At 40.6% G+C, this 20,037-nt stretch carries 18 protein-coding genes, 1 tRNA gene and 1 pseudogene; 9 read left to right on the top strand and 11 right to left on the bottom strand.

Going from position 1 to position 20,037, the window contains the following annotated elements:
* Positions 1-101: 101 nt before the first annotated feature.
* The 4 genes and pseudogenes from AB5443_RS22810 to AB5443_RS22795 form a co-directional block, all read right to left on the bottom strand.
* Complete coding sequence (locus AB5443_RS22810; RefSeq protein ID WP_007755457.1) at positions 102-347, bottom strand: RNA-binding protein; 246 nt, start codon at positions 345-347, stop codon at positions 102-104.
* A 268-nt stretch (positions 348-615) separates the two neighbouring features.
* A pseudogene (locus tag AB5443_RS22805) lies at positions 616-729 on the bottom strand (DNA-binding response regulator); the annotation flags it as partial.
* Between the two features lie 152 nt (positions 730-881).
* The gene (locus AB5443_RS22800; protein WP_283140035.1) at positions 882-2,384 is read right to left on the bottom strand and encodes a glutamine synthetase family protein; all 1,503 of its coding nucleotides are present in this window, start codon (positions 2,382-2,384) and stop codon (positions 882-884) included.
* 104 nt (positions 2,385-2,488) lie between these two features.
* Positions 2,489-3,292: a DUF4846 domain-containing protein gene (locus AB5443_RS22795; RefSeq protein ID WP_277135053.1), complete on the bottom strand. Its 804-nt coding sequence runs from the start codon at positions 3,290-3,292 to the stop codon at positions 2,489-2,491.
* A 392-nt stretch (positions 3,293-3,684) separates the two neighbouring features.
* On the opposite strand from AB5443_RS22795, the gene AB5443_RS22790 reads away from it, so the two are divergent.
* The 8 genes from AB5443_RS22790 (at position 3,685) to AB5443_RS22755 (ending at position 11,835) form a co-directional block, all read left to right on the top strand.
* Positions 3,685-4,572, top strand: coding sequence for a polyphosphate kinase 2 family protein (locus AB5443_RS22790; RefSeq protein WP_368114503.1), 888 nt, complete (start codon positions 3,685-3,687; stop codon positions 4,570-4,572).
* A 72-nt stretch (positions 4,573-4,644) separates the two neighbouring features.
* Complete coding sequence (locus AB5443_RS22785) at positions 4,645-5,358, top strand: DUF169 domain-containing protein (protein WP_195408403.1); 714 nt, start codon at positions 4,645-4,647, stop codon at positions 5,356-5,358.
* A gap of 199 nt (positions 5,359-5,557) precedes the next feature.
* Complete coding sequence (locus AB5443_RS22780) at positions 5,558-6,067, top strand: ECF transporter S component (RefSeq protein ID WP_195408404.1); 510 nt, start codon at positions 5,558-5,560, stop codon at positions 6,065-6,067.
* 18 nt (positions 6,068-6,085) lie between these two features.
* A complete protein-coding gene (locus AB5443_RS22775) occupies positions 6,086-7,021 on the top strand; it encodes a DUF362 domain-containing protein (RefSeq protein WP_368119640.1) in 936 nt (311 codons plus the stop codon).
* 6 nt (positions 7,022-7,027) lie between these two features.
* Positions 7,028-8,572, top strand: coding sequence for a 4Fe-4S binding protein (locus AB5443_RS22770; RefSeq protein ID WP_277135056.1), 1,545 nt, complete (start codon positions 7,028-7,030; stop codon positions 8,570-8,572).
* A gap of 83 nt (positions 8,573-8,655) precedes the next feature.
* On the top strand, positions 8,656-9,462 hold the full coding sequence (locus tag AB5443_RS22765) for a patatin-like phospholipase family protein (protein ID WP_195408406.1): 807 nt from the start codon (positions 8,656-8,658) through the stop codon (positions 9,460-9,462).
* A 52-nt stretch (positions 9,463-9,514) separates the two neighbouring features.
* A complete protein-coding gene (locus AB5443_RS22760) occupies positions 9,515-11,212 on the top strand; it encodes an alpha-amylase family glycosyl hydrolase (protein ID WP_277135148.1) in 1,698 nt (565 codons plus the stop codon).
* 134 nt (positions 11,213-11,346) lie between these two features.
* Positions 11,347-11,835, top strand: coding sequence for a PepSY-like domain-containing protein (locus tag AB5443_RS22755; RefSeq protein ID WP_277135057.1), 489 nt, complete (start codon positions 11,347-11,349; stop codon positions 11,833-11,835).
* Between the two features lie 83 nt (positions 11,836-11,918).
* Here the strand turns inward: AB5443_RS22755 and AB5443_RS22750 are convergent, their stop codons facing one another.
* From AB5443_RS22750 to AB5443_RS22725, 6 genes are all read right to left on the bottom strand, one after another.
* Positions 11,919-13,931: an alpha amylase C-terminal domain-containing protein gene (locus AB5443_RS22750; protein ID WP_073345520.1), complete on the bottom strand. Its 2,013-nt coding sequence runs from the start codon at positions 13,929-13,931 to the stop codon at positions 11,919-11,921.
* 18 nt (positions 13,932-13,949) lie between these two features.
* Entirely contained in the window at positions 13,950-14,396 is a 447-nt protein-coding gene (locus AB5443_RS22745) for a YhcH/YjgK/YiaL family protein (RefSeq protein ID WP_022138841.1), read from the bottom strand.
* Between the two features lie 33 nt (positions 14,397-14,429).
* Positions 14,430-15,104 (bottom strand): DUF2461 domain-containing protein, encoded by a 675-nt coding sequence (locus AB5443_RS22740; protein ID WP_083589200.1) that lies wholly within the window; start codon positions 15,102-15,104, stop codon positions 14,430-14,432.
* A 276-nt stretch (positions 15,105-15,380) separates the two neighbouring features.
* Positions 15,381-15,977: an aminotransferase class IV family protein gene (locus AB5443_RS22735; RefSeq protein WP_277135058.1), complete on the bottom strand. Its 597-nt coding sequence runs from the start codon at positions 15,975-15,977 to the stop codon at positions 15,381-15,383.
* A complete protein-coding gene (locus AB5443_RS22730; RefSeq protein ID WP_277135059.1) occupies positions 15,961-16,968 on the bottom strand; it encodes an aminodeoxychorismate synthase component I in 1,008 nt (335 codons plus the stop codon). The genes AB5443_RS22735 and AB5443_RS22730 overlap by 17 nt, the downstream gene beginning before the upstream one ends.
* A gap of 126 nt (positions 16,969-17,094) precedes the next feature.
* Positions 17,095-17,829, bottom strand: coding sequence for a tetratricopeptide repeat protein (locus AB5443_RS22725; protein ID WP_022139322.1), 735 nt, complete (start codon positions 17,827-17,829; stop codon positions 17,095-17,097).
* 286 nt (positions 17,830-18,115) lie between these two features.
* Between AB5443_RS22725 and AB5443_RS22720 the strand changes: the two genes are divergently transcribed.
* Positions 18,116-18,189: transfer RNA gene (locus AB5443_RS22720), tRNA-Arg, on the top strand.
* 219 nt (positions 18,190-18,408) lie between these two features.
* Here the strand turns inward: AB5443_RS22720 and AB5443_RS22715 are convergent.
* Positions 18,409-19,848, bottom strand: coding sequence for a sulfatase (locus AB5443_RS22715; RefSeq protein ID WP_277135084.1), 1,440 nt, complete (start codon positions 19,846-19,848; stop codon positions 18,409-18,411).
* Positions 19,849-20,037: the final 189 nt, after the last annotated feature.

Below are 20,037 nucleotides of genomic sequence, written 5' to 3'. Positions count from 1 at the left end.
ACAAAGCCCGGGCTTGAGAAAGTCTGGGCTTTGCGCATAAAAAAAGGCTGTGTCAGCGTTTTGACACAACCTCTTCTTTATTATCGGCTGTATATCCAGTCTTAGTTTCTTGGCAAAGCTTCTTTTACTACCATTGAACGACCTACATATTCAGCACCATTCAATTGTTTAATAGCATTGTTAGCTTCTGTATCATCCGGCATTTCGATAAACGCAAAACCTTTTGATCTTCTAGTTTCACGGTCTGTGATTAACTTTACTGAAGCAACTGTTCCATACTCTTCCATTACATTTCTCAAGTCTGATTCCTTAACATTATAGCTAAGATTTCCAATGTACAAATTCATAAAATACAAATATAAAAAATTAATAATTCAATAAGAAAGTTTTGGGAAGAGCTAAATTAGAGATGGAAATGCTCAAGTAAATGAGAAGATTCATGTAAAATAATCAAATCGCAATAAACCTCTTTATTGTTGTTGATGCAAAGTAAAGCATTCTTTGGGGATAATGCACTATACTCCCTCCTTTTTCTTTCAACAAAACATCTTTTTTATGAAATTAGGCCAATACTTAACGCATTTAAGCCTTATTGCTGGTGATTTTCCAAGTTTATCATCTGAATTTTTCTTTCGGCAGCCTCTTCATTACAAACTCCTCAAAAAACTGTTTCTTATAACTTCCGCCTATAGCTATCTCATAAAACTTGATAAAAATATCATTCGTATCGACGTGACTCCGGAAACAATTAGCCATATACGCAAAAAGTACGAGTAGCTGAGATTGATTGCTAAATAGATGCCAAAGTACAGAACAACCATACAAAAAGGCTATCCTCCCCCAAAGTAAGATAGCCTTTTCCTCAATATATCTGTTATTTATTACCCGCAGTGGAAATACTTATGTACCAACTCCAACATTTCCTGTGGTTTACCATCCAAATCCGCACGCAATGTCTTGTCCTCATAGCTCCGAAGTTTTCGGATAATGCCGTCAATCATTGCCGGACTAAATACGTTGTATTGTTCAAAGATTGCTCTTTGCTGTTGCAGGCAGTCGGCAGAAGCTTCGCAGCTATCCGGCAATTGTGCCAATACTTTCAGTTTATCTTCATTCTCTTTTTGATGGATATTCACGTTCACATATGTTTCGCGGGCAATATCCAATGCATTTCCTAATTCAAAACCATGACGGCAGGCAACGGCCAAACCAGCCAACAGTTGATATAAATCTGCCGAACCATCCGGCGAACGCATTTCCACTGTCTGCTTCTGACTGGTGTCAAAATGGCTTTCAGTTTCTAATGGATTTGCCAATGTACACATATCTGTCTTGGCAGCCCAGCCCAGGGGAACACGCACTAATACGGAACGGTTGCGATCTCCCCAGCAAACATTGGTAGGTGCCTCCTGATGAGGGACAAGGCGGAAGTATGAAGTAGGATTCGTATTTCCAAAGGCAGTAATCGAAGGAGCAAGTACCATCATTCCGGCAATTGCCTTACGGGCTGTTTCGGACAAAACGCCGTCTTGTAGCATTTGATTCTTTCCGTCTTTCATAATACGCATATGAACATGCAAGCCCGAACCTGCTTTACCTGCTGTAATCTTAGGGGCGAACGTCACATTATATCCATATTTATATCCCAAATTACGAATTACCCATTTGGCTATCATCAGTTGGTCTGCTGCCTGCAACACAGGAACAGGCAAGAATTCTATTTCATTCTGTTCGTAGATATAACCGTCCAAAGTAAAATTACCAACTTCGGAGTGGCCGTACTTTATTTGTCCACCCGTCTGTGCGATACATGACATACATTGGGTACGGAATTCATTGAATTTGGCATAAGGGCCTGATTCATGATAACCACGTTGGTCGGTTGCCTGGAACATGCCGGTATCCGGTGCTATTACATAATATTCCAGTTCGCCCATAGCTTGAAATTCCATTCCGGTGACTTCCGTAAAGGTCTTGTTTGCTTTGTAAAGAGTATGTTCCGGTGCACTTTCGAGCGGCTCTCCGTCTTTATTGAAGAAAGAGCAAAGCATGGACAGGGTCGGAATCTCCGCAAACGGGTCAACAAATGCAGTACAGAAACGGGGAATTACATAAAGGTCACTGCTTCCCGCTTCTATAAAAGAGAAAAGACTGGAACCGTCTACCCGTTCTCCACAAGTAAGAATAGCTTCCAGATAAGCCTCGTTATTGATAACAAAGTTCAAAGTTTTCAGACGACCGTCTCCCGCAGGGTACATAAAATTAACCATGCGGATATCTTTTTGTTGGATAAATGAGATAATGTCAGCTTTGGTAAATTCAGAAGTCGGCTTCTGAAGGAATGCTACCAATTGGTTGGCATTCATTGATAAATTTTGATTCATAATCGGTTGTTTTTCGTTGTTGTATGATTAAAAACGGTTTGTTGAACGCCAAAGATAAGGAAAAGATAGAAAAACAAATAAAAATAGGTGAGATTATTTCCTGACTATTTAAAGCGTTTTAAATCTTTCTTCTCAAAAATCCATTCCGGAGTGTATAGTTTTCCTTCATCAGTTTCCGCCAGTTCATACCAGGGAGACAACCTTCGACTAGTAGGATTTACAAGGATATGAATCTGCTGTGCAGGCATATAGCTCTGTGCCAACAGAAATACTTTCTTTTTTGTATCCAGGTGAATGGCGACATCTATCACAATGACAGCATGCCCGGGTGAACCACCTTTTATAAAAACATCACCGGGTTGCAGAGAAATATAAGGTACAGTTTGAAGTTCTTGGGATAAAGAAGCCGTTCCGGCATACATAAAGACGATATCCAGGTAACCGCGGAAAGTTTTATATGAATAATCCTTACCCTTGCCCGAATCATACCATTGCACCTGATTCCCACTAACCTTTATACGATTTCCTTCCGCCCATTTCTTATATTCAGCCGCGAATCCACTTGTAAAATTGAATTTTATTTCGTCATACCGTTTGTGCTTCCACAAGTATTCCGCCCGCAAACGTATCACGGCATCGGCACATTGCTGCAAATCACGATTACCTATTTCCATATCCACCACGGCAAATGCAGCGGCCTGATTCGATTTTTCTCTTCCATTATGAAGCAAGACTTTACTACCTTTTGGCAATAAGGGCAGAGTGCGCAAATAAGCAGTAAAAGAATTATCATGACAGTCCTCTCTGACATATCCTGTCGGTGGAGTAATTCTGTCCGCTAATTTCTCTTGTCCCCATGATTGCAGGGCTGCCAAAAACAGTCCTGCACAGATTAGCAAATACTTCATTCTATATCCTTTTTATTGATTATATATCAGTAAACGACACCTTTTATTTCTTCCATTCATCAAGTTTGCAAAGCGGATTCTTCTGAAATTCTTCCCAGTCTTTTCTCAACAGTTCTTCGCAGGCGATAATTAATTGATGAAGTTTATTTTCCATAATGTATATTTTAAGTTGTGTGAGACAAATATAAGTAATTATTGTTTAATACGAAGACGAATATCTATTTTTCTTCCGATTGAGGGGATGAACAGCGTGTGTACGATGCAATGTTTCAGCATCTATTTCCGTTAAAAAGCTTTGTTCTTGTCTTAATGCTCCAAACGTGCTGACCTGAAAAACTAATCGGACGCTTCAACTGTTTTATTTTCAGTAGAAACCTCTAAATTACAATCACATGAAGAAGGATATGCTTAAAGAATTACTGGCAAAGCCCGGAAAAAAACATTTGGTATCGGATTTCGATTCGTCATTCACGGGTGATTTGTCCAAACAGGACGCTAAAGAACAGTTGGCTAAAGATGCTGAGAAACTCTCAGAGCTGCAAAGTATGCTTTACGCACAAGACCGGTATTCGATTCTGATTATTTTTCAGGCGATGGACGCAGCCGGAAAGGATGGGACTATCAAGCATGTGATGTCCGGCATTAATCCGCAGGGATGCCAGGTGTATTCATTCAAACAGCCCTCTGCCGAAGAATTAGACCATGATTATCTTTGGCGCATCAATCGTTCGCTGCCGGAAAGAGGACGCATCGGCATCTTCAACCGTTCACAATACGAAGATGTGTTGATTGCCAGGGTGCATCCTGAAATCATTTTATCCAATAAGCTGCCGGGCATTGAAACGATGAAAGATATTGATCCTGACTTCTGGAAACGCCGTTATCGGCAGATTAATGATTTCGAACGTTACCTGACGGAAAATGGTACAGTCGTTCTGAAATTCTTCCTTAACGTATCGAAAGCTGAACAGAAAAAGCGATTTATGGAGCGATTGGACGATCCGGCAAAAAACTGGAAGTTTTCTTCCGCAGACATCAAGGAACGCCGGTTCTGGGATGAGTATATGAAGGCTTATGCGGACGTATTGACGGAGACATCGACTGAAGTGGCTCCCTGGTATGTGATTCCCGCAGATAATAAATGGTTCATGCGGTATGCAGTGGGACGAATCATTTGCGACCAGATGCAACAATTGGACTTGCATTATCCCAAACTGTCAAAAGAAGGGCTGGAAAAATTGGAAGAATGTAAGAAAAGTGTATCAGACATTAACTTTTGATTCGCTTGCGCTTATCCTTTTTTATTCTAACTTTGTGGAAAGACCTACATATAAAACAAAAATTGATAAGCTATGGACATTCAAGTATTTATTCAGAACTTTAGAGAGGCATTCGGAGAATCTGCCGAACTGCCTCTTGTATTTTGGTATTCGGATAAACTGGAAGGAGAAACCGGAAAGATAAACGGTTGCTTCTTCAAAGGTATGAAGACGGTTAGAGAAGGTGGCATTATCAGCCTGAATGAAGAGAATATCGGCTGCGGTGGCGGCAAGTTCTATACAGGTTTTACTGAAATGCCGGAACGCGTGCCGACTTTTGTTTCACTCAAAGAAAAGTACAAGAAGACTCCGCAAATGGTTATTGACTTTGTGGAGCAAATCGGAGTTTCGAGAACGGAAAAGAAGTATCTCCACTTTGCACGAATAGATAAAGTGAAGAGTTTTGAAGAGGTGGAGGGGATTGTTTTTCTAGCCAATCCTGATATGCTTTCCGGGCTGACGACATGGGCTTTCTATGATAACAACGCAGAAGACTGTGTAGTTTCTACTTTTGGTTCCGGTTGCAGCAGTGTAGTGACTCAAGCTACCATAGAGAACCGGAAAGGCGGTAAACGTACTTTCATCGGTTTCTTCGATCCCTCCGTCCGCCCCTATTTCGAAGCGGATAAACTAAGCTACACTATACCTATGTCAAGGTTTAAAGAGATGTATCTGACGATGCGCCAAAGCTGTTTGTTTGATACACATGCATGGGGCAAGATTCGGGAAAGAATGGATGCTGAATAAGGCAAAAGAGAGAATCAAATAGTTCCAAAATAAGTTTCCCGGTATGAAACAAATAGTTTCAAATAGGTCTGAAACTTTTCTGTCCCATTTTTAAGAAAATAAGCAAATAGTTCTTTTCCCGGATTAAACCTTTCCGATAGAGAGAAGTCTAATTTTTAAGATATCATCGTTCTATTAAATACAAAAGTTATCAACGAAAATGGAAACATCTGTCAAGCTCTACTCGCTGAATTACAGCAATGTAAAAACTTACCTGTTCGCTCTGCTGTTTGTAGCAGGCAACATTGCACTTCCACAACTATGTCATCTTATACCTTATGGTGGTCCTACCCTGCTGCCTATCTATTTTTTCACATTGGTTGCAAGCTATAAGTATGGATTTCGCGTAGGATTATTGACTGCAATTCTTTCTCCTGTCATTAACCATCTGTTGTTTGCCATGCCTTCGGAAACCGCGCTTCCGGTTATACTGATAAAATCCACTCTACTCGCCGGAGCTTCTGCTCTCGCCGCACGAACACTGAAATCTGTCTCTTTATTGGGTGTTCTTGGAGTCGTACTCTCCTATCAGATCATAGGAACTGCTTTTGAATGGGCGATTCTCGGTGATTTCCATGCAGCGGCACAAGATTTCCGTATCGGTATTCCAGGAATGTTGATCCAGTGGTTTGGTGGCTATGCCCTGTTAAAAGCGATTGCAAAACTCTAAACTCAAAATTTAAAAACAATGGATAGAAGGGACTTTTTAAAAACAGTAGCGATCACCGGAGCAGCTCTGACTATACAGCGTTCGGAAGCTATGGAGATACTAACTCAGACTATCAATAAAGCAAACGGGGATAATCCCGACCTGGTGGCTGTTATGGGCGGAGAGCCGGAAGCGATGTTCCGCCGTGCCATCAGCGAACTGGGTGGAATGAAGCAGTTTGTGAAGCCGGGACAGAAAGTAGTTGTAAAACCGAATATCGGTTGGGATAAAGTACCGGAACTGGCGGGAAATACAAATCCGAAACTGGTTGAGGAAATCGTGAAGCAATGTTTTGCTGCCGGAGCTAAAGAAGTGACGGTATTCGACCATACTTGTGATGATTGGCAGAAATGCTACAAGAATAGCGGTATCGAAGCAGCCGCCAAAAGTGCGGGAGCTAAGGTAATGCCTGCTCATCTGGAATCCTACTACAAACCGGTAGACCTGCCAAACGGCAAAAAGATGAAGAAGGCAAAAGTACATGAAGCGATTCTGAATTGTGACGTGTGGATCAATGTCCCTATCCTGAAGAATCATGGCGGAGCCAATCTGACAATCTCAATGAAAAATCATATGGGGATTGTATGGGATCGCGGTTTCTTCCATCAGAATGATTTGCAACAGTGCATAGCGGATATATGTACATTGCAAAAAAAGGCCGTGCTCAATGTAGTAGACGCTTATCGGATTATGAAAACCAATGGGCCTCGGGGACGTTCGGCATCAGATGTTGTCCTGGCAAAAGGATTGTTTATTTCACCGGATATTGTAGCCGTAGATACGGCTGCCGCCAGGTTCTTCAACCAGGTACGTGAGATGCCATTGGATATCGTAGGACATCTCTCCAAAGGAGAAGCTTTGAAAGTAGGAACTATGAATCTTGACAAACTGAATGTCAAGCGAATTAAGATGTAAATTATAATGTTAAGAAAGATACGTATCGTACTATCAGTCCTGCTTTTTGCACTGATTACTTTTTATTTTATAGATTTCGCAGGGATATTACCCAATAGTTTTCATAGGTTAGCACATATTCAATTTATACCTGCGCTGATATCATTCAGCGTAGGTATATTACTTTTTCTTATTGTACTGACTTTGCTGTTCGGACGCGTTTATTGCTCAACGATTTGCCCGATGGGTATTCTGCAAGATGTCGTTGTACGCATTTCCAAATCGACAGGAAAGAAAAAGAAAAGGTACAAATACAGCCCTGCCAAAAATATATTGCGATGGAGCATCGTCGGAGTGCTGGTTATTGCTTTTATTGGCAAATTCACTGCCGCAATAGGAATATTGGATCCGTATAGTGCTTACGGACGTATTGCGGTGCATATATTCAAGCCTGTCTATATGTCAGGGAATAACTTGCTGGAATCTGTCTTTTCCAAATTTGAGAATTATACATTTTATCAGGTAGATACGTCCATGCTTAGTCTTTCTTCCCTGCTTATCGCAATACTTACATTCGGAATCATTATTATATTGGCATGGAAACATGGAAGAACCTGGTGCAACACAATTTGCCCTGTCGGGACTGTACTCGGATTTTTAAGCCGCTTTTCTTTATTCAAAGTTCGCATTGACGCTACGAAATGCAATGGTTGCGGGCTTTGTGCTACCAAATGTAAGGCTGCCTGTATCAACAGCAAGGAACATATCATTGACCATAGTCGTTGTGTAGATTGTTTCGATTGTCTAGGGGCTTGCAAACAGAAGGCTTTAGTTTATAGTCCTGCAACCAAAAAGCAACAATTGCTTTCGGAAGAAGCTGCTACACCGGCAACTACTGATTCTTCCAAAAGACGTTTCCTTGTTGCCGGCCTTATTACTGCCGGAGCAGCACCTAAGATACTCTCACAAGTCCAGGAATCTGTGGCAACCATGCAAGGGAAAAAGGCTTATAAAAAGGAAAATCCGATTACCCCACCGGGTTCTGTCAGTCGGGAGCATTTCCAGCAGCAATGTACATCGTGTCATCTTTGTGTAAGCAAATGTCCGTCGCATGTTCTGAAGCCGGCTTTCATGGAATATGGGCTTGCCGGCATGATGCAGCCTACCGTCAATTTCGATAAAGGATTCTGTAATTTCGATTGTACGGTTTGTGGAGACGTATGCCCCAACGGTGCCATTCTTCCTCTGACTGTTGGGCAGAAACACCTCACCCAAATGGGAACTGTGGTATTCATCGAAGAAAACTGTATTGTCTATACAGACGGAACCAGTTGCGGAGCTTGTTCGGAGCACTGTCCCACTCAAGCCATCGCCATGGTACCTTACAGGGACGGGCTGACTATCCCTCATGTGGATACAGAAATATGTGTAGGTTGCGGAGGTTGTGAATATGTCTGTCCTGCACGTCCGTTCCGGGCCGTATATATTGAAGGAAATCCTGTACAAAAAGAAGCAAAACCATTTAAAGAAAGCGAAGAACATAAAGTTGAAATTGATGGCTTCGGATTCTAACTTCCAAAAAAACTATTCATTATATTCCGCCTACTTTCAATAATTTCACTAAATTCGTGGCGAACTAAAGAAAATAGGATTTCATGGAGGTATATACAAATAACTGGAATAGCCGGAAATATCAGATTGGCTATGCTCTGAGCGGAGGGTTTATTAAAGGATTTGCCCATTTGGGAGTAATGCAAGCTCTCTTGGAGCATGACATCAAACCGGACATTATCTCCGGAGTAAGCGCGGGAGCACTCGCAGGAGTTTTCTATGCAGACGGCAACGAACCCCACAAAGTGCTTGATTATTTCTCCGGACATAAATTCCAGGACTTGACCAAATTGGTTATCCCCAAGAAAGGGTTATTCGACCTCTGTGAATTTATTGATTTTCTCCGGACGAACGTAAAAGCCAAGAATCTGGAAGATTTGCAGATTCCCTTGATTATCACGGCGACCGACCTCGACCACGGACGTATGGTTCATTTTCATCGTGGCACCATAGCGGAGCGGGTGGCTGCTTCCTGCTGTATGCCTGTCATGTTTGCCCCTGTCAATATAGAAGGAACTAATTATGTGGATGGCGGATTGATGATGAATCTTCCGGTTTCCACTCTTCGACGGGTTTGTAACAAGGTGGTGGCTGTCAATGTAAGCCCCATCATGGCGCAAGATTATAAGATGAATATTGTAAGCATCGCCATGCGTTCATTCCACTTTATGTTCCGTGCCAATACTTTTCCCGAAAGAGAAAAATGTGATTTGCTGATTGAGCCTTATAACTTATATGGGTATAGCAACACGGAACTGGAAAAAGCAGAAGAAATCTTTGAACATGGATATAATACAGCCAACGAAGTGTTGAACCAATTGTTGGCAGAAAAGGGGAAAATATGGAAATAACCCATATTCTCCCAAAAGAACAATGAATATGAATCATAAAAATCTACTCGATATGAATGACGAAAAGAAAATAATCATCTATCAGGTGTTCACCCGCCTGTTTGGAAATAATAACAACCATTGTGTCTACAATGGTGACATAAGCGCCAACGGCTGTGGAAAAATGGCCGATTTCACCCTGAAGGCACTTGGAGAAATCAAGAAACTGGGTAGTACGCATATTTGGTATACAGGTATCATCGAACATGCTACGCAGACAGATTATCGCCGATACAACATCAGTCCCGACCATCCCGCTATCGTGAAAGGAAAAGCCGGCTCGCCTTATGCCATCAAGGATTATTACGATGTTGACCCGGATCTGGCAAACGATGTGCCAGGACGTATGAAGGAATTCGAGAATCTGGTACACCGTACCCATCGTGCCGGATTGAAAGTTATCATTGATTTTGTTCCCAATCATGTGGCCCGCCAATATCATTCGGATGCACAACCGGACGGCACTACGGAACTGGGAGCGAATGATGATTCAAGCCTGTCTTTCAGCCCTTACAATAATTTCTATTACATTCCACAGGCGGAGCTCCATGCCCAGTTTGACATGAAAGACGGTGCTGCCGAACCTTACCGGGAGTTTCCGGCGAAGGCAACTGGTAATAATCGTTTTGACGCCACTCCCAATATTACCGACTGGTACGAAACAGTCAAACTGAACTATGGAGTGGACTATCAGAATGGTGGTACATGTCACTTCTCCCCGACTCCGGATACGTGGATCAAGATGCTGGATATCCTTCTCTTTTGGGCGTCCAAGAATATTGACGGCTTCCGTTGTGATATGGCTGAAATGGTTCCCGTTGAGTTTTGGGAATGGGCTATTCCACAGGTCAAAGAAGCTTATCCTGAAATTCTTTTCATCGCAGAAGTCTATAATCCGAATGAATACCGCCACTATCTGATGCGTGGCAAATTTGATTATTTATATGATAAGGTAGGCTTGTATGATACATTGCGCAATGTAGCATGCGGATATGAATCTGCTGCTGCCATCACACATTGCTGGCAAAGCCTGAACGGCATTGAGAAAAGGATGCTCAACTTCCTCGAAAATCACGATGAGCAACGCATCGCTTCTAGTTTCTTTGCCGGCAATCCACGCAAAGGGATTCCCGCGCTCATTGTTTCAGCCTGTATGAACACAAATCCTATGATGATTTACTTCGGTCAGGAATTTGGAGAAATGGGAATGGACAGTGAAGGATTCAGTGGTAGGGACGGAAGGACTACTATATTTGATTATTGGAGTGTAGACACGATTCGCCGCTGGCGCAACGGAGGAAAATTCGACGGTAAGATGCTTACCGAAGATCATAAACGACTTTATGACATTTATCAGAAAGTACTGACGCTTTGCAACGAGGAAGAAGCAATCACAAAAGGTGTATTCTTTGATTTAATGTATGCCAATATAAATGGCTGGCGTTTCAATGAACGCAAGCAATATACTTTTATGAGGAAATATAAAAATGAATTGTTGTTCTTCGTTATTAATTTCGACAGTCAGCTGGTAGATGTGGCAATCAATATACCTTCACACGCTTTCGACTTCTTGCAGATTCCTCAAATGGAGTCTTACCAGGCAGTAGACCTGATGACTGGCGCTAAAGAAGAAATCAGTTTATTGCCTTATAAACCGACAGACGTTTCAGTCGGAGCCTATAATGGAAAGATACTGAAGATTACTTTTTAAGTAAAAGGCTAAGATTTATATATTCATTGTAACCCGGTCATTATGAATGGCCGGGTTATTTTATGTATATCACTCAAACAAATATTCTCAAAGTCTGTTTTAGGTAGATAAATAATACTCTAAACTCAAGGCTTATGAAGAAGATTAATATCGGGGCGTTCGTATTGCTTTTGCTAATGTCTATATCTGCTTTTGCGGACACCCCTCCCGGTAATGTGCAGACTACTTTTAAGAAGATGTATCCGAAGGCTGCTGGTATAGCCTGGTCACAGGATGGCGGCTATTATTGCGCGAATTTTGTAAAGAATGGATTTACTAAAAATGTATGGTTCAATACACAGGGGCAATGGGTTATGACACAGACTGACCTTGTCAGTCTCGACCGTTTGTCACCCACTGTTTACAATGCATTTGTATCCGGTGCTTACGCAAGCTGGGTAGTGGATGATGTGACTATGGTAGAATTTCCGAAATGGCAGGCTATTATAGTAATCAAAGTGGGACAAGACAACGTAGATATCAAATATCAGTTATTCTATACTCCACAAGGGATGCTATTGAAAACGCGGAACGTCAGTTATATGTATGATATTCTTGGTCCGGGTACATTTTTATCCAATTAGAAGAAACTGTAATATATATATAAAAAAGAAGCCCTCGCAAATCATTGGATATTTGCGAGGGCTCTTTATGTTAAAACAAAAAATCACTTTTTCTTTCTAAGCACTACCGCAGTGCGTGCAGGAATATAAAGCTTCAACCACTCTTTCTTTTCTTTCTTATACAGTGGATCGGCTATTGTAAAATGAACGACAGAATCATCTGCCAAACCGTTTCCGCCGAATGCTACATTATCCGTATTCAATATTACTTCATAAGCGCCCGGAGCTACCAGGAATCCATAATCAGCGAATGACTGTTTCGGGTTGAAATTAAAGACAAATATCAAATCCTTACGTCCATAAGCCAATACCTGGTCGCCGTCATTATGCCAGATTTCCTGAACCGGCGTTGCCTGGAAGTCTTTTACACTCTTGATTACTTTCAGCATTTCTGCGTCAAAGTCACCCATATAGTGATAAGTCAGGTTCTTATTGTCTACCAAGTCCCACTGGCGACGGGCATATTTGCAAGACCATCCGTTACCCTCACGTGGGAAGTCAATCCATTCAGGATGACCGAATTCATTTCCCATAAAATTCAGATAACCACCGTTAATGGTAGAAGAGGTCAATAAACGAATCATCTTATGCAGGGCAATACCCCGATTGACTACATAATTTTCATCTCCTTTTTGCATATGCCAATACATATCAGCGTCAATCAGACGGAAGATGATTGTCTTATCTCCCACCAATGCCTGGTCGTGACTTTCAGCATAAGATATGGTCTTTTCATCCTGACGGCGATTGGTTACTTCCCAGAACATACTGGAAGGTTTCCAGTCTTCATCAATCTTTTCTTTGATTGTCTTGATCCAGTAATCAGGAATATTCATGGCCATACGATAATCGAATCCATAACCACCGTCTTCTACCTTCGCAGCCAGTCCCGGCATACCGGAAACTTCTTCTGCAATTGTGATTGCTTTCGGATTGACCTGATGAATCACTTCATTAGCCAATGTCAGGTAAGCAATTGCATTATCATCCTGATGACCGTTGAAATAATCTCCATAATTACAGAAAGCTTCACCCAATCCATGACTATAATATAGCATAGACGTTACTCCATCAAAACGGAATCCGTCGAACTTATATTCTTCCAACCAATATTTGCAGTTGGACAGCAGGAAATGAATCACTTCATTCTTGCCATAGTCAAAGCAAAGAGAATCCCAAGCCGGATGTTCGCGGCGACCGCCCGGATAAAAGTACTGGTTCGGATCACCGGCAAAATTTCCTAATCCTTCCACTTCGTTCTTTACGGCATGTGAATGAACGATGTCCATAATCACAGCAATTCCCATCTCATGGGCAGCATCAATCAATGCTTTCAATTCGTCGGGAGTTCCGAAACGGGAAGAAGCGGCGAAGAAACTGGATACATGATACCCGAAACTTCCATAATAGGGATGTTCCTGGATTGCCATAATCTGAATACAGTTGTATCCTTCCTTAGCGATGCGTGGAAGTGTTTTTTCGCGGAATTCGTTATAAGTTCCGACCTTTTCCTCTTGCTGTGCCATTCCGATATGACACTCGTAGATCAGCAAAGGATTGGTGGTAGGCTTAAATGTTTTCTTCTTGAATTTATAGGGTTTTTCCGGTGCCCATACTTGTGCACTGAATATCTTGGTCTGTTCATCCTGAACGACGCGTGTAGCCCAGGCAGGGATACGCTCACCTTGACCACCATCCCAATATATATTCAGCTTATACAAGTCTCCATGATGAATGGCATCTGCCGGCAGGTTGATCTCCCAAATCCCGTTCTTTAGTTTTTTCAACTTGTAGGCAGCTTTTTCTTCCCAGTTGTTAAACGTACCTACCATATATATGTGTGTAGCGTTCGGTGCCCATTCACGAAAGGTCCATCCTTTATCAGTGCGGTGCAGTCCGAAATAAAGATACCCCGACGCAAAGTCTGAAAGAGTTTGTTTTCCCTTATTGGTCAGTTCGGCTTCCTTGTCCAACACAAACTGATGACGACCTGCGATAGCATCGGCAAAAGGTTCCAGCCAAGGATCATTTTTGATAAGATTAAGTGTCTTTTCCATATCAGAATTGAATTTAGATTATGCTTTTACTTTTACGATTACTTTCTTCACACCGTCCGGAGTAATGCCGGGAGCGTGTCCGTCCTGTGGAAAGAAGATAGCAAACATTCCCGGTTTCACGGCAACGTATGTTTCAGCTAATCCTTCAAAGAAAGTAATGTCCTTTTCTGCATTATAAGGAGCATTTGCAGGAACACAGTCCTTAGCAGCAGTATAACCCATAATTTCTGTTCCTGACAATGGAATCTGAATATCTATAAATTCGTTATGTGTTTCCAGTTTGGCCTCTTCCCTGGTCTTTGGCTTAGTTTGTGCGATATTCACCAGCAGATCTTTTCCTTTCAATTCTGTCTTACCGATTTCCATGGCTTGAAGGTCATGAGATTTCAGAAACTCAATAGCCTGTGCAAATAAAGGATTTAAAGACGCATATTTCTCCAGATTTTCTAAAGTATCTACTACCATATAAGTTCAATTTTAAAGTTTATATTTTAGGTATTATTCAAAATCATCAATCGTGTAATTTATAAAATCGGCAAACCGCTTGAATTGACGGAATACCTTATCTATCTGTTCCAACACATCCGGTTGGGTAAAGAAGTTATCGGGAACATTATAGGAACAAACGTATTCCTTGCATTTCAAATAATCAATGTACTTGAAATCTTTCGGGAAGCCTTTAGGAGCTGTTTTCAGGAAGTCCTCTCCTATCACCGGAAAGTATTGCTTAAATTCCGGGTCTTCCACGATAGTGACAAACTCTTCGATATTATCATAAATAGACTGCCGAACGGCTTTCAGGATATTGGAAGGCAGGCACAGGCTTCCACCGGCAAGCATAGAGCCATCGGGTTGCAGATGCACATAGTATCCACAATGATCAGATTTCTTGCCCTTTGCATTGATATAACCACCGAAATGTATCTTATAAGGTGTTTTATCCGTAGAGAAACGGGTATCCCGGTAAATGCGATAGGTACAGTCTTTAGGTTGAATTCCCCGAATTGTTTCATCAAACAGGGAAATACGGGCAATCACTGTTGCCAAAAAATTGTCAAACTCGGCACGGGCTATCTCATATTCCGCCTTATGCTCATTAAACCACTCACGATTATTGTTCGCGGAAAGATCTTTTAAAAACTGAAAGATAACGGGTATGTTCATCTTTATCATTTTCTATTATTATCCCACAAACGTACAAATTTTATTTCATATAAACTACAAAAGGAGGCAAAAGGACATAAAAAAAGCATCGGCCTGGTAAACCGATGCTCTAACACATTTATCAAAAAAACAGACTCTTCTGTCTCTGACGTACTTTAGCTTTCACAAGTGGAGTACAATCTCTTTAATTAATCTTATATCTAATACTATGAAAAACACATAAATATAACAGTACAAAAGAGGCTTTTGTTCAGCAGTTCTCTGTATATTTCAGTTAATTATAGTTTATAGAATAAAATGTTTATCATCAATGGGTAGTATGATACGTCCCCAATCAATCATTGCATTGAATAACATGACTTTAGAGTACTCGCCTAAATATGCTTGTGAAATGTCTCTTTCCACAATCAGTTGCCTGTCCAAAAGCTCGGCACGTTTTGTTCCCCGGAGCAACGGATGAGAGGGTGTATACCACATTTTTCCGTCATAGAGTGCTACATTGGCTATGGAAGTATCTGTCAAATAGCCGTTTCTCACGATTAAGACATCATCCGCTGTTTTTCTTTGGGCATACAAAATATTCAATTCTTCCCGGTTCGTACTTTTATAAGTATAATCAATAGTATCGGCTACAACCAGACGTAACGAAGAAACTTCCCGCATCTGATATGGTGAATATGTAATTTCTTCTATTTCTCTGCCATATACAATCCGGCATTTATGAATTCCCTGCAATGATTGCGGAGATATAAATTCCTGCAAAATGAGTGGGGTACTGTCTTTCCAAAAGGCAGCACGAGTTCGATTAAACCGCTCTGTATGATAGTCAAGATTGTAAATCTTTCCATCTTCTATCCGGATGGTTTCAATAAATGGGCACATATACTTTTTGTTTCATTTCATTATACTCACTTTCCACATCACTCTGACAAGTGATTCCACCACCACTTTTAAAATACATCTTCTCTCCTTCTTGTTCTACAAAACGTATCATAACAGCACTATCCAAATTTTCACCGTCAAAATATCCCATGATACCTGTATAAAATCCTCTGTCATAGTTTTCTGCTTCTTGAATGATCTGCATCGTTTTTTTCTTTGGAGCACCTGTTATAGAACCTGCCGGCAACAGTTTAAAAATGATTTCTCCCAAGTGTTCCTGATAATCCTCCGGCAAAACACCCTGAATTTCCGAACTTGTCTGAAGAATTGCACCTTGATTAGTATGCAGCGTATCAATATACCGGTAACGGGATACCGATACTTGATTGGCAACCATACTTAAATCATTACGTATCAAGTCTACAATGGTGGCATGTTCTGCGGCTTCTTTCGGGTCATCCATCAATAACCGGGATGCATCAGGAATTGAAGCATCAATAGTCCCCTTCATCGGATATGAACTGATTTTCCCTTGATGGATACGAACGAATATTTCAGGAGAAAATACCGTAAATGAATCTCTAAGCCATAACTTGTAGATAGCTTTTGAACGGAAATAAATATCTTGCAGAGTGAGATTGGTTTCTATTGGAGTTCGGCAAGTCAGATTAGTAAGAAAGCTATTTCCTGCGAAAATATTCCGTTGAACAATATTGAACGAATGCCGATAAATATCAAAAGATTCAGGAAATGATTGCCAATGAATATGTTCTTGCTTATTATTTAGACAAGAATTCCCATTACTTTTATCCGATGTTGATTGATTAGTAAATCCGTTCAGATTATATAATAATTCAGTGGGATCTATGGACGAAATTTCTTCTACATAAGAAGCATCTTGTAGATAATTAATTATAAAGATAAAAGGGCAACGTAATAGGCCCCAATTATTCATCCGTTTGACAGCTTGTTCCTTAGTATGTAAATGCATAAGAATCCTTCAGTGTTTAGGGAAGGCAAAAGTACACAAAAAGTATAGATTAGAAAAAAAAGCAATAAAAAAGGGTTGCCAAATGTATTTATAGGCAACCCTTTATATTCTTTATAATAATCTAAATTACTTCATGGCAGCTTTCACCTGCGGAAGCATCTTTTTCACGTTCTCGTTTTCCGGTGATATTTTGGCAGCTTCTTCCAGATAATCTACTGCTTCTTTGAACCTTGCATCAGCTTTTTCTTTTTCTGCAGCATATTTGTCAGCATCTGAATTTGCCAAAGGAGCGGCTTTCTTCAAAATATTAGCACCGTCATTATAGCAAAGAACTCCCAAGCTATACAGAGCATTTGTCTTATAAGTCTTGTGATTCAAAGGAATTACTTTCTTAAAACAATCTTCTGCTTCCTCAGCTTTACCGGCTTTCTGAGCTGCAAGTCCTGCTTTCAAATAATGAAGACCATAATTCTTTACCATTGTCTTATTATTCGGGTCTACTTTCAAGCCTTCTTCCAATGTAGCTACATATTCATCAGTCTTCTTTAAAGCATCTAAAGCCAAAGCTTTACGGGCATACGCATTTCCTGTGTTGAATTTCTTTTGGATTGCAATATCAAAGAAAGTAACAGCTTCTGCATATTTCTTTACTTCATCAGCAGCTATACCACAATAATAAGCTGTCGCAGAATCTTGATTATTAGTCTGCTTTAAATATTCACTGAATTTGGCGTATGCCACAGGATAATTTTTTGCATTGAATGCATCATTTCCTTCTTTCTTAATTTGGTTAGGGTCGGTTTGAGCAAAAATGTTGGTTACTGTGATACAAAATGCAAATAAAAAAATAAATTTCTTCATAACTTTATGTGTTTTTTAGTTGTTTATCGCCCAAAAGTAAACCTTATAATACAAAAACACAACCCTATTTAAGTTTTTTGAGCTTTTTGAAACCTATATAACGTTCGTTATTCTTCGTAAAAAGAATGATTCACTACTCATCCATACTACAACAGAGAAATAGACAAAATATTATACTTATATAAATTACTGATTCATAGCCATAAAGAAAAATATGAATAAAAAAGTGTCGGAAAGTTTTTGAGTTTTCATAAAAAGCACTACCTTTGCATCCGTAAATATGGATGGTTCCGTAGCTCAGCTGGATAGAGCAACGCCCTTCTAAGGCGTGGGTCAAGCGTTCGAATCGCTTCGGAATCACTTAAAGAGGTTGATTATTTTAAATAGTCAACCTCTTTTTTGTACTTACAAATTATTATAACCTACAACGGAAACTATCACTCAAAGGCTGTTTCTTATTGCTAGAGACCACTTTGATTTAATAAAATGTCCTGTCGCTGCGCAAATGTAGACAGACTATAAATCACAAATAAAACAACCGCCAACAAACGGCTGGAATGTAAAAAACATGTTCTCATACTATTTCTTTAATGATGTTTTCTTTACTTTGATAAAAGAAGATAATGATTCAACTTTTTCTTTATATTTTTTCTCATTTACCCGATTCTTATTTTCCTTTTTATCAATCCGGTGGTCAAACAGCATGCTCGCTTTCTTCACGTCACCTTTCATCCATTCAGCATAGCTATAACGCCGGTCAACAGCATTATCTCCCCCCTCCCATTGAATATAAACTTCCTCTTTAGTCTTAGCCTTCAAATTCTTGAAAACTCCGGCAAAGCTTTGTCCGCTCAATTGCTCATCAGGCACAGGAAGTTTACAAAGTTCGCATAAAGTAGGATATAAATCAACAAACTCCACCATAGATTTGGTTTCTCCCTTTTTCATTCCCGGTACACGGATAATTAACGGTACATGAGTAGAAGTATCCATCAGATTATGCTTTCCTATAAAATCATGTTCGCCCAAATTCCACCCATGATCTCCCAACAGAACAACAATCGTATTCTCCGATAACCCCAATTCGTCCAACGCATCCAATACCTTTCCTATTTGCGCATCCACATAGCTCAAACAAGCATAATATCCATGCTTTACTTCCCTCTGAAAATCAATATCACTCGTATCCGTAACCCGTGCATAAGCGTAAATCTCTGACGAATTACGAACTTGTTCCGGCAATCCTTCAGGTCTGAAACGATTGGTAGCCATGGGAATTTCGTCACGTTTGTATAAATCCCAATACTTCTTCGGAGCATTAAACGGTAAATGGGGTTTCCAAAAGCCGCAAGCCAGGAAGAAAGGTTTACCTATCTCTTTCATTCTCTTTAAATCACTAATAGCCCGGTTCGCCAGTTTACCATCATCATAAGCAGTATCAGGCACATCGGCAGACTCACAGAAAGGTCCCCGCATTGTTTTCGGATTAATCGTCTTCCCCGATTCCGAATTCATCCAAAGTTCCCATTTGTTATATTCTGCCCAGTAGACATCATATCCATCCGGATGATTCCTATAGGGCGGTTCACTCCATGAATCAGCATGGTCACTCATATGATGAAACACTTTTCCATCCGAAACTGTATGATAGCCATTCTGTGTAAACCATCCTGAAATAGGTATTGCCCCGGGACAATCTTTGCTGGCATAAGCAGAAAAACTGATAAAACGGTTCGGATACCGGGGATATACACCTGTCAATAAACTGGCACGGGACGCTCCGCTCACCGGTATATTGCAATAAGCATTCTGAAACAGGACACCGCTTGCAGCCAAACGATCCATATTAGGTGTCTTCACTTCCTTTACTCCATAACAGCCTAACTCGGGGCGCATATCGTCCGCCATTATGAAAAGAACATTCATTCGGGATACATCCTGTTGTGCCCGCATCATAGAAGAGAAACAACAAGCCGTTCCGCAAAGAAGAGTGTATTTTACAGAGAATCTATTCTTCATTTTACACGTTAAATTTTAAAGACCTGCAATATACTAAAATATTACAGGTCTTGTATATATTATTAACTCAAAATTACTTAGTCCATACCGGATTTTGTTCCAAACTCGTATTCAGAGCCAATTGCTTCAATGGCAACGGATAGAGATAATAATTAATTCAGAAAAACAAAACTCCGATTGATGAAACAG

Origin of the sequence: Bacteroides sp. RTP21281st1_H5_RTP21281_210402, from assembly GCF_040918965.1 — a bacterium.
In the GTDB taxonomy this organism is placed as follows: domain Bacteria; phylum Bacteroidota; class Bacteroidia; order Bacteroidales; family Bacteroidaceae; genus Bacteroides; species Bacteroides congonensis.
This window is presented reverse-complemented; position numbering and strand designations above follow the sequence as displayed.

Excerpts from the sequence above, each read along its gene's own strand:
- AB5443_RS22810 (WP_007755457.1), bottom strand. The coding sequence starts at position 347 with ATGAATTTGTACATTGGAAATCTTAGCTATAATGTTAAGGAATCAGAC.
- AB5443_RS22800 (WP_283140035.1), bottom strand. The coding sequence starts at position 2,384 with ATGAATCAAAATTTATCAATGAATGCCAACCAATTGGTAGCATTCCTT.
- AB5443_RS22795 (WP_277135053.1), bottom strand. The coding sequence starts at position 3,292 with ATGAAGTATTTGCTAATCTGTGCAGGACTGTTTTTGGCAGCCCTGCAA.
- AB5443_RS22790 (WP_368114503.1), top strand. The coding sequence starts at position 3,685 with ATGAAGAAGGATATGCTTAAAGAATTACTGGCAAAGCCCGGAAAAAAA.
- AB5443_RS22785 (WP_195408403.1), top strand. The coding sequence starts at position 4,645 with ATGGACATTCAAGTATTTATTCAGAACTTTAGAGAGGCATTCGGAGAA.
- AB5443_RS22780 (WP_195408404.1), top strand. The coding sequence starts at position 5,558 with ATGGAAACATCTGTCAAGCTCTACTCGCTGAATTACAGCAATGTAAAA.
- AB5443_RS22775 (WP_368119640.1), top strand. The coding sequence starts at position 6,086 with ATGGATAGAAGGGACTTTTTAAAAACAGTAGCGATCACCGGAGCAGCT.
- AB5443_RS22770 (WP_277135056.1), top strand. The coding sequence starts at position 7,028 with ATGTTAAGAAAGATACGTATCGTACTATCAGTCCTGCTTTTTGCACTG.
- AB5443_RS22765 (WP_195408406.1), top strand. The coding sequence starts at position 8,656 with ATGGAGGTATATACAAATAACTGGAATAGCCGGAAATATCAGATTGGC.
- AB5443_RS22760 (WP_277135148.1), top strand. The coding sequence starts at position 9,515 with ATGAATGACGAAAAGAAAATAATCATCTATCAGGTGTTCACCCGCCTG.
- AB5443_RS22755 (WP_277135057.1), top strand. The coding sequence starts at position 11,347 with ATGAAGAAGATTAATATCGGGGCGTTCGTATTGCTTTTGCTAATGTCT.
- AB5443_RS22750 (WP_073345520.1), bottom strand. The coding sequence starts at position 13,931 with ATGGAAAAGACACTTAATCTTATCAAAAATGATCCTTGGCTGGAACCT.
- AB5443_RS22745 (WP_022138841.1), bottom strand. The coding sequence starts at position 14,396 with ATGGTAGTAGATACTTTAGAAAATCTGGAGAAATATGCGTCTTTAAAT.
- AB5443_RS22740 (WP_083589200.1), bottom strand. The coding sequence starts at position 15,104 with ATGATAAAGATGAACATACCCGTTATCTTTCAGTTTTTAAAAGATCTT.
- AB5443_RS22735 (WP_277135058.1), bottom strand. The coding sequence starts at position 15,977 with ATGTGCCCATTTATTGAAACCATCCGGATAGAAGATGGAAAGATTTAC.
- AB5443_RS22730 (WP_277135059.1), bottom strand. The coding sequence starts at position 16,968 with ATGCATTTACATACTAAGGAACAAGCTGTCAAACGGATGAATAATTGG.
- AB5443_RS22725 (WP_022139322.1), bottom strand. The coding sequence starts at position 17,829 with ATGAAGAAATTTATTTTTTTATTTGCATTTTGTATCACAGTAACCAAC.
- AB5443_RS22715 (WP_277135084.1), bottom strand. The coding sequence starts at position 19,848 with ATGAAGAATAGATTCTCTGTAAAATACACTCTTCTTTGCGGAACGGCT.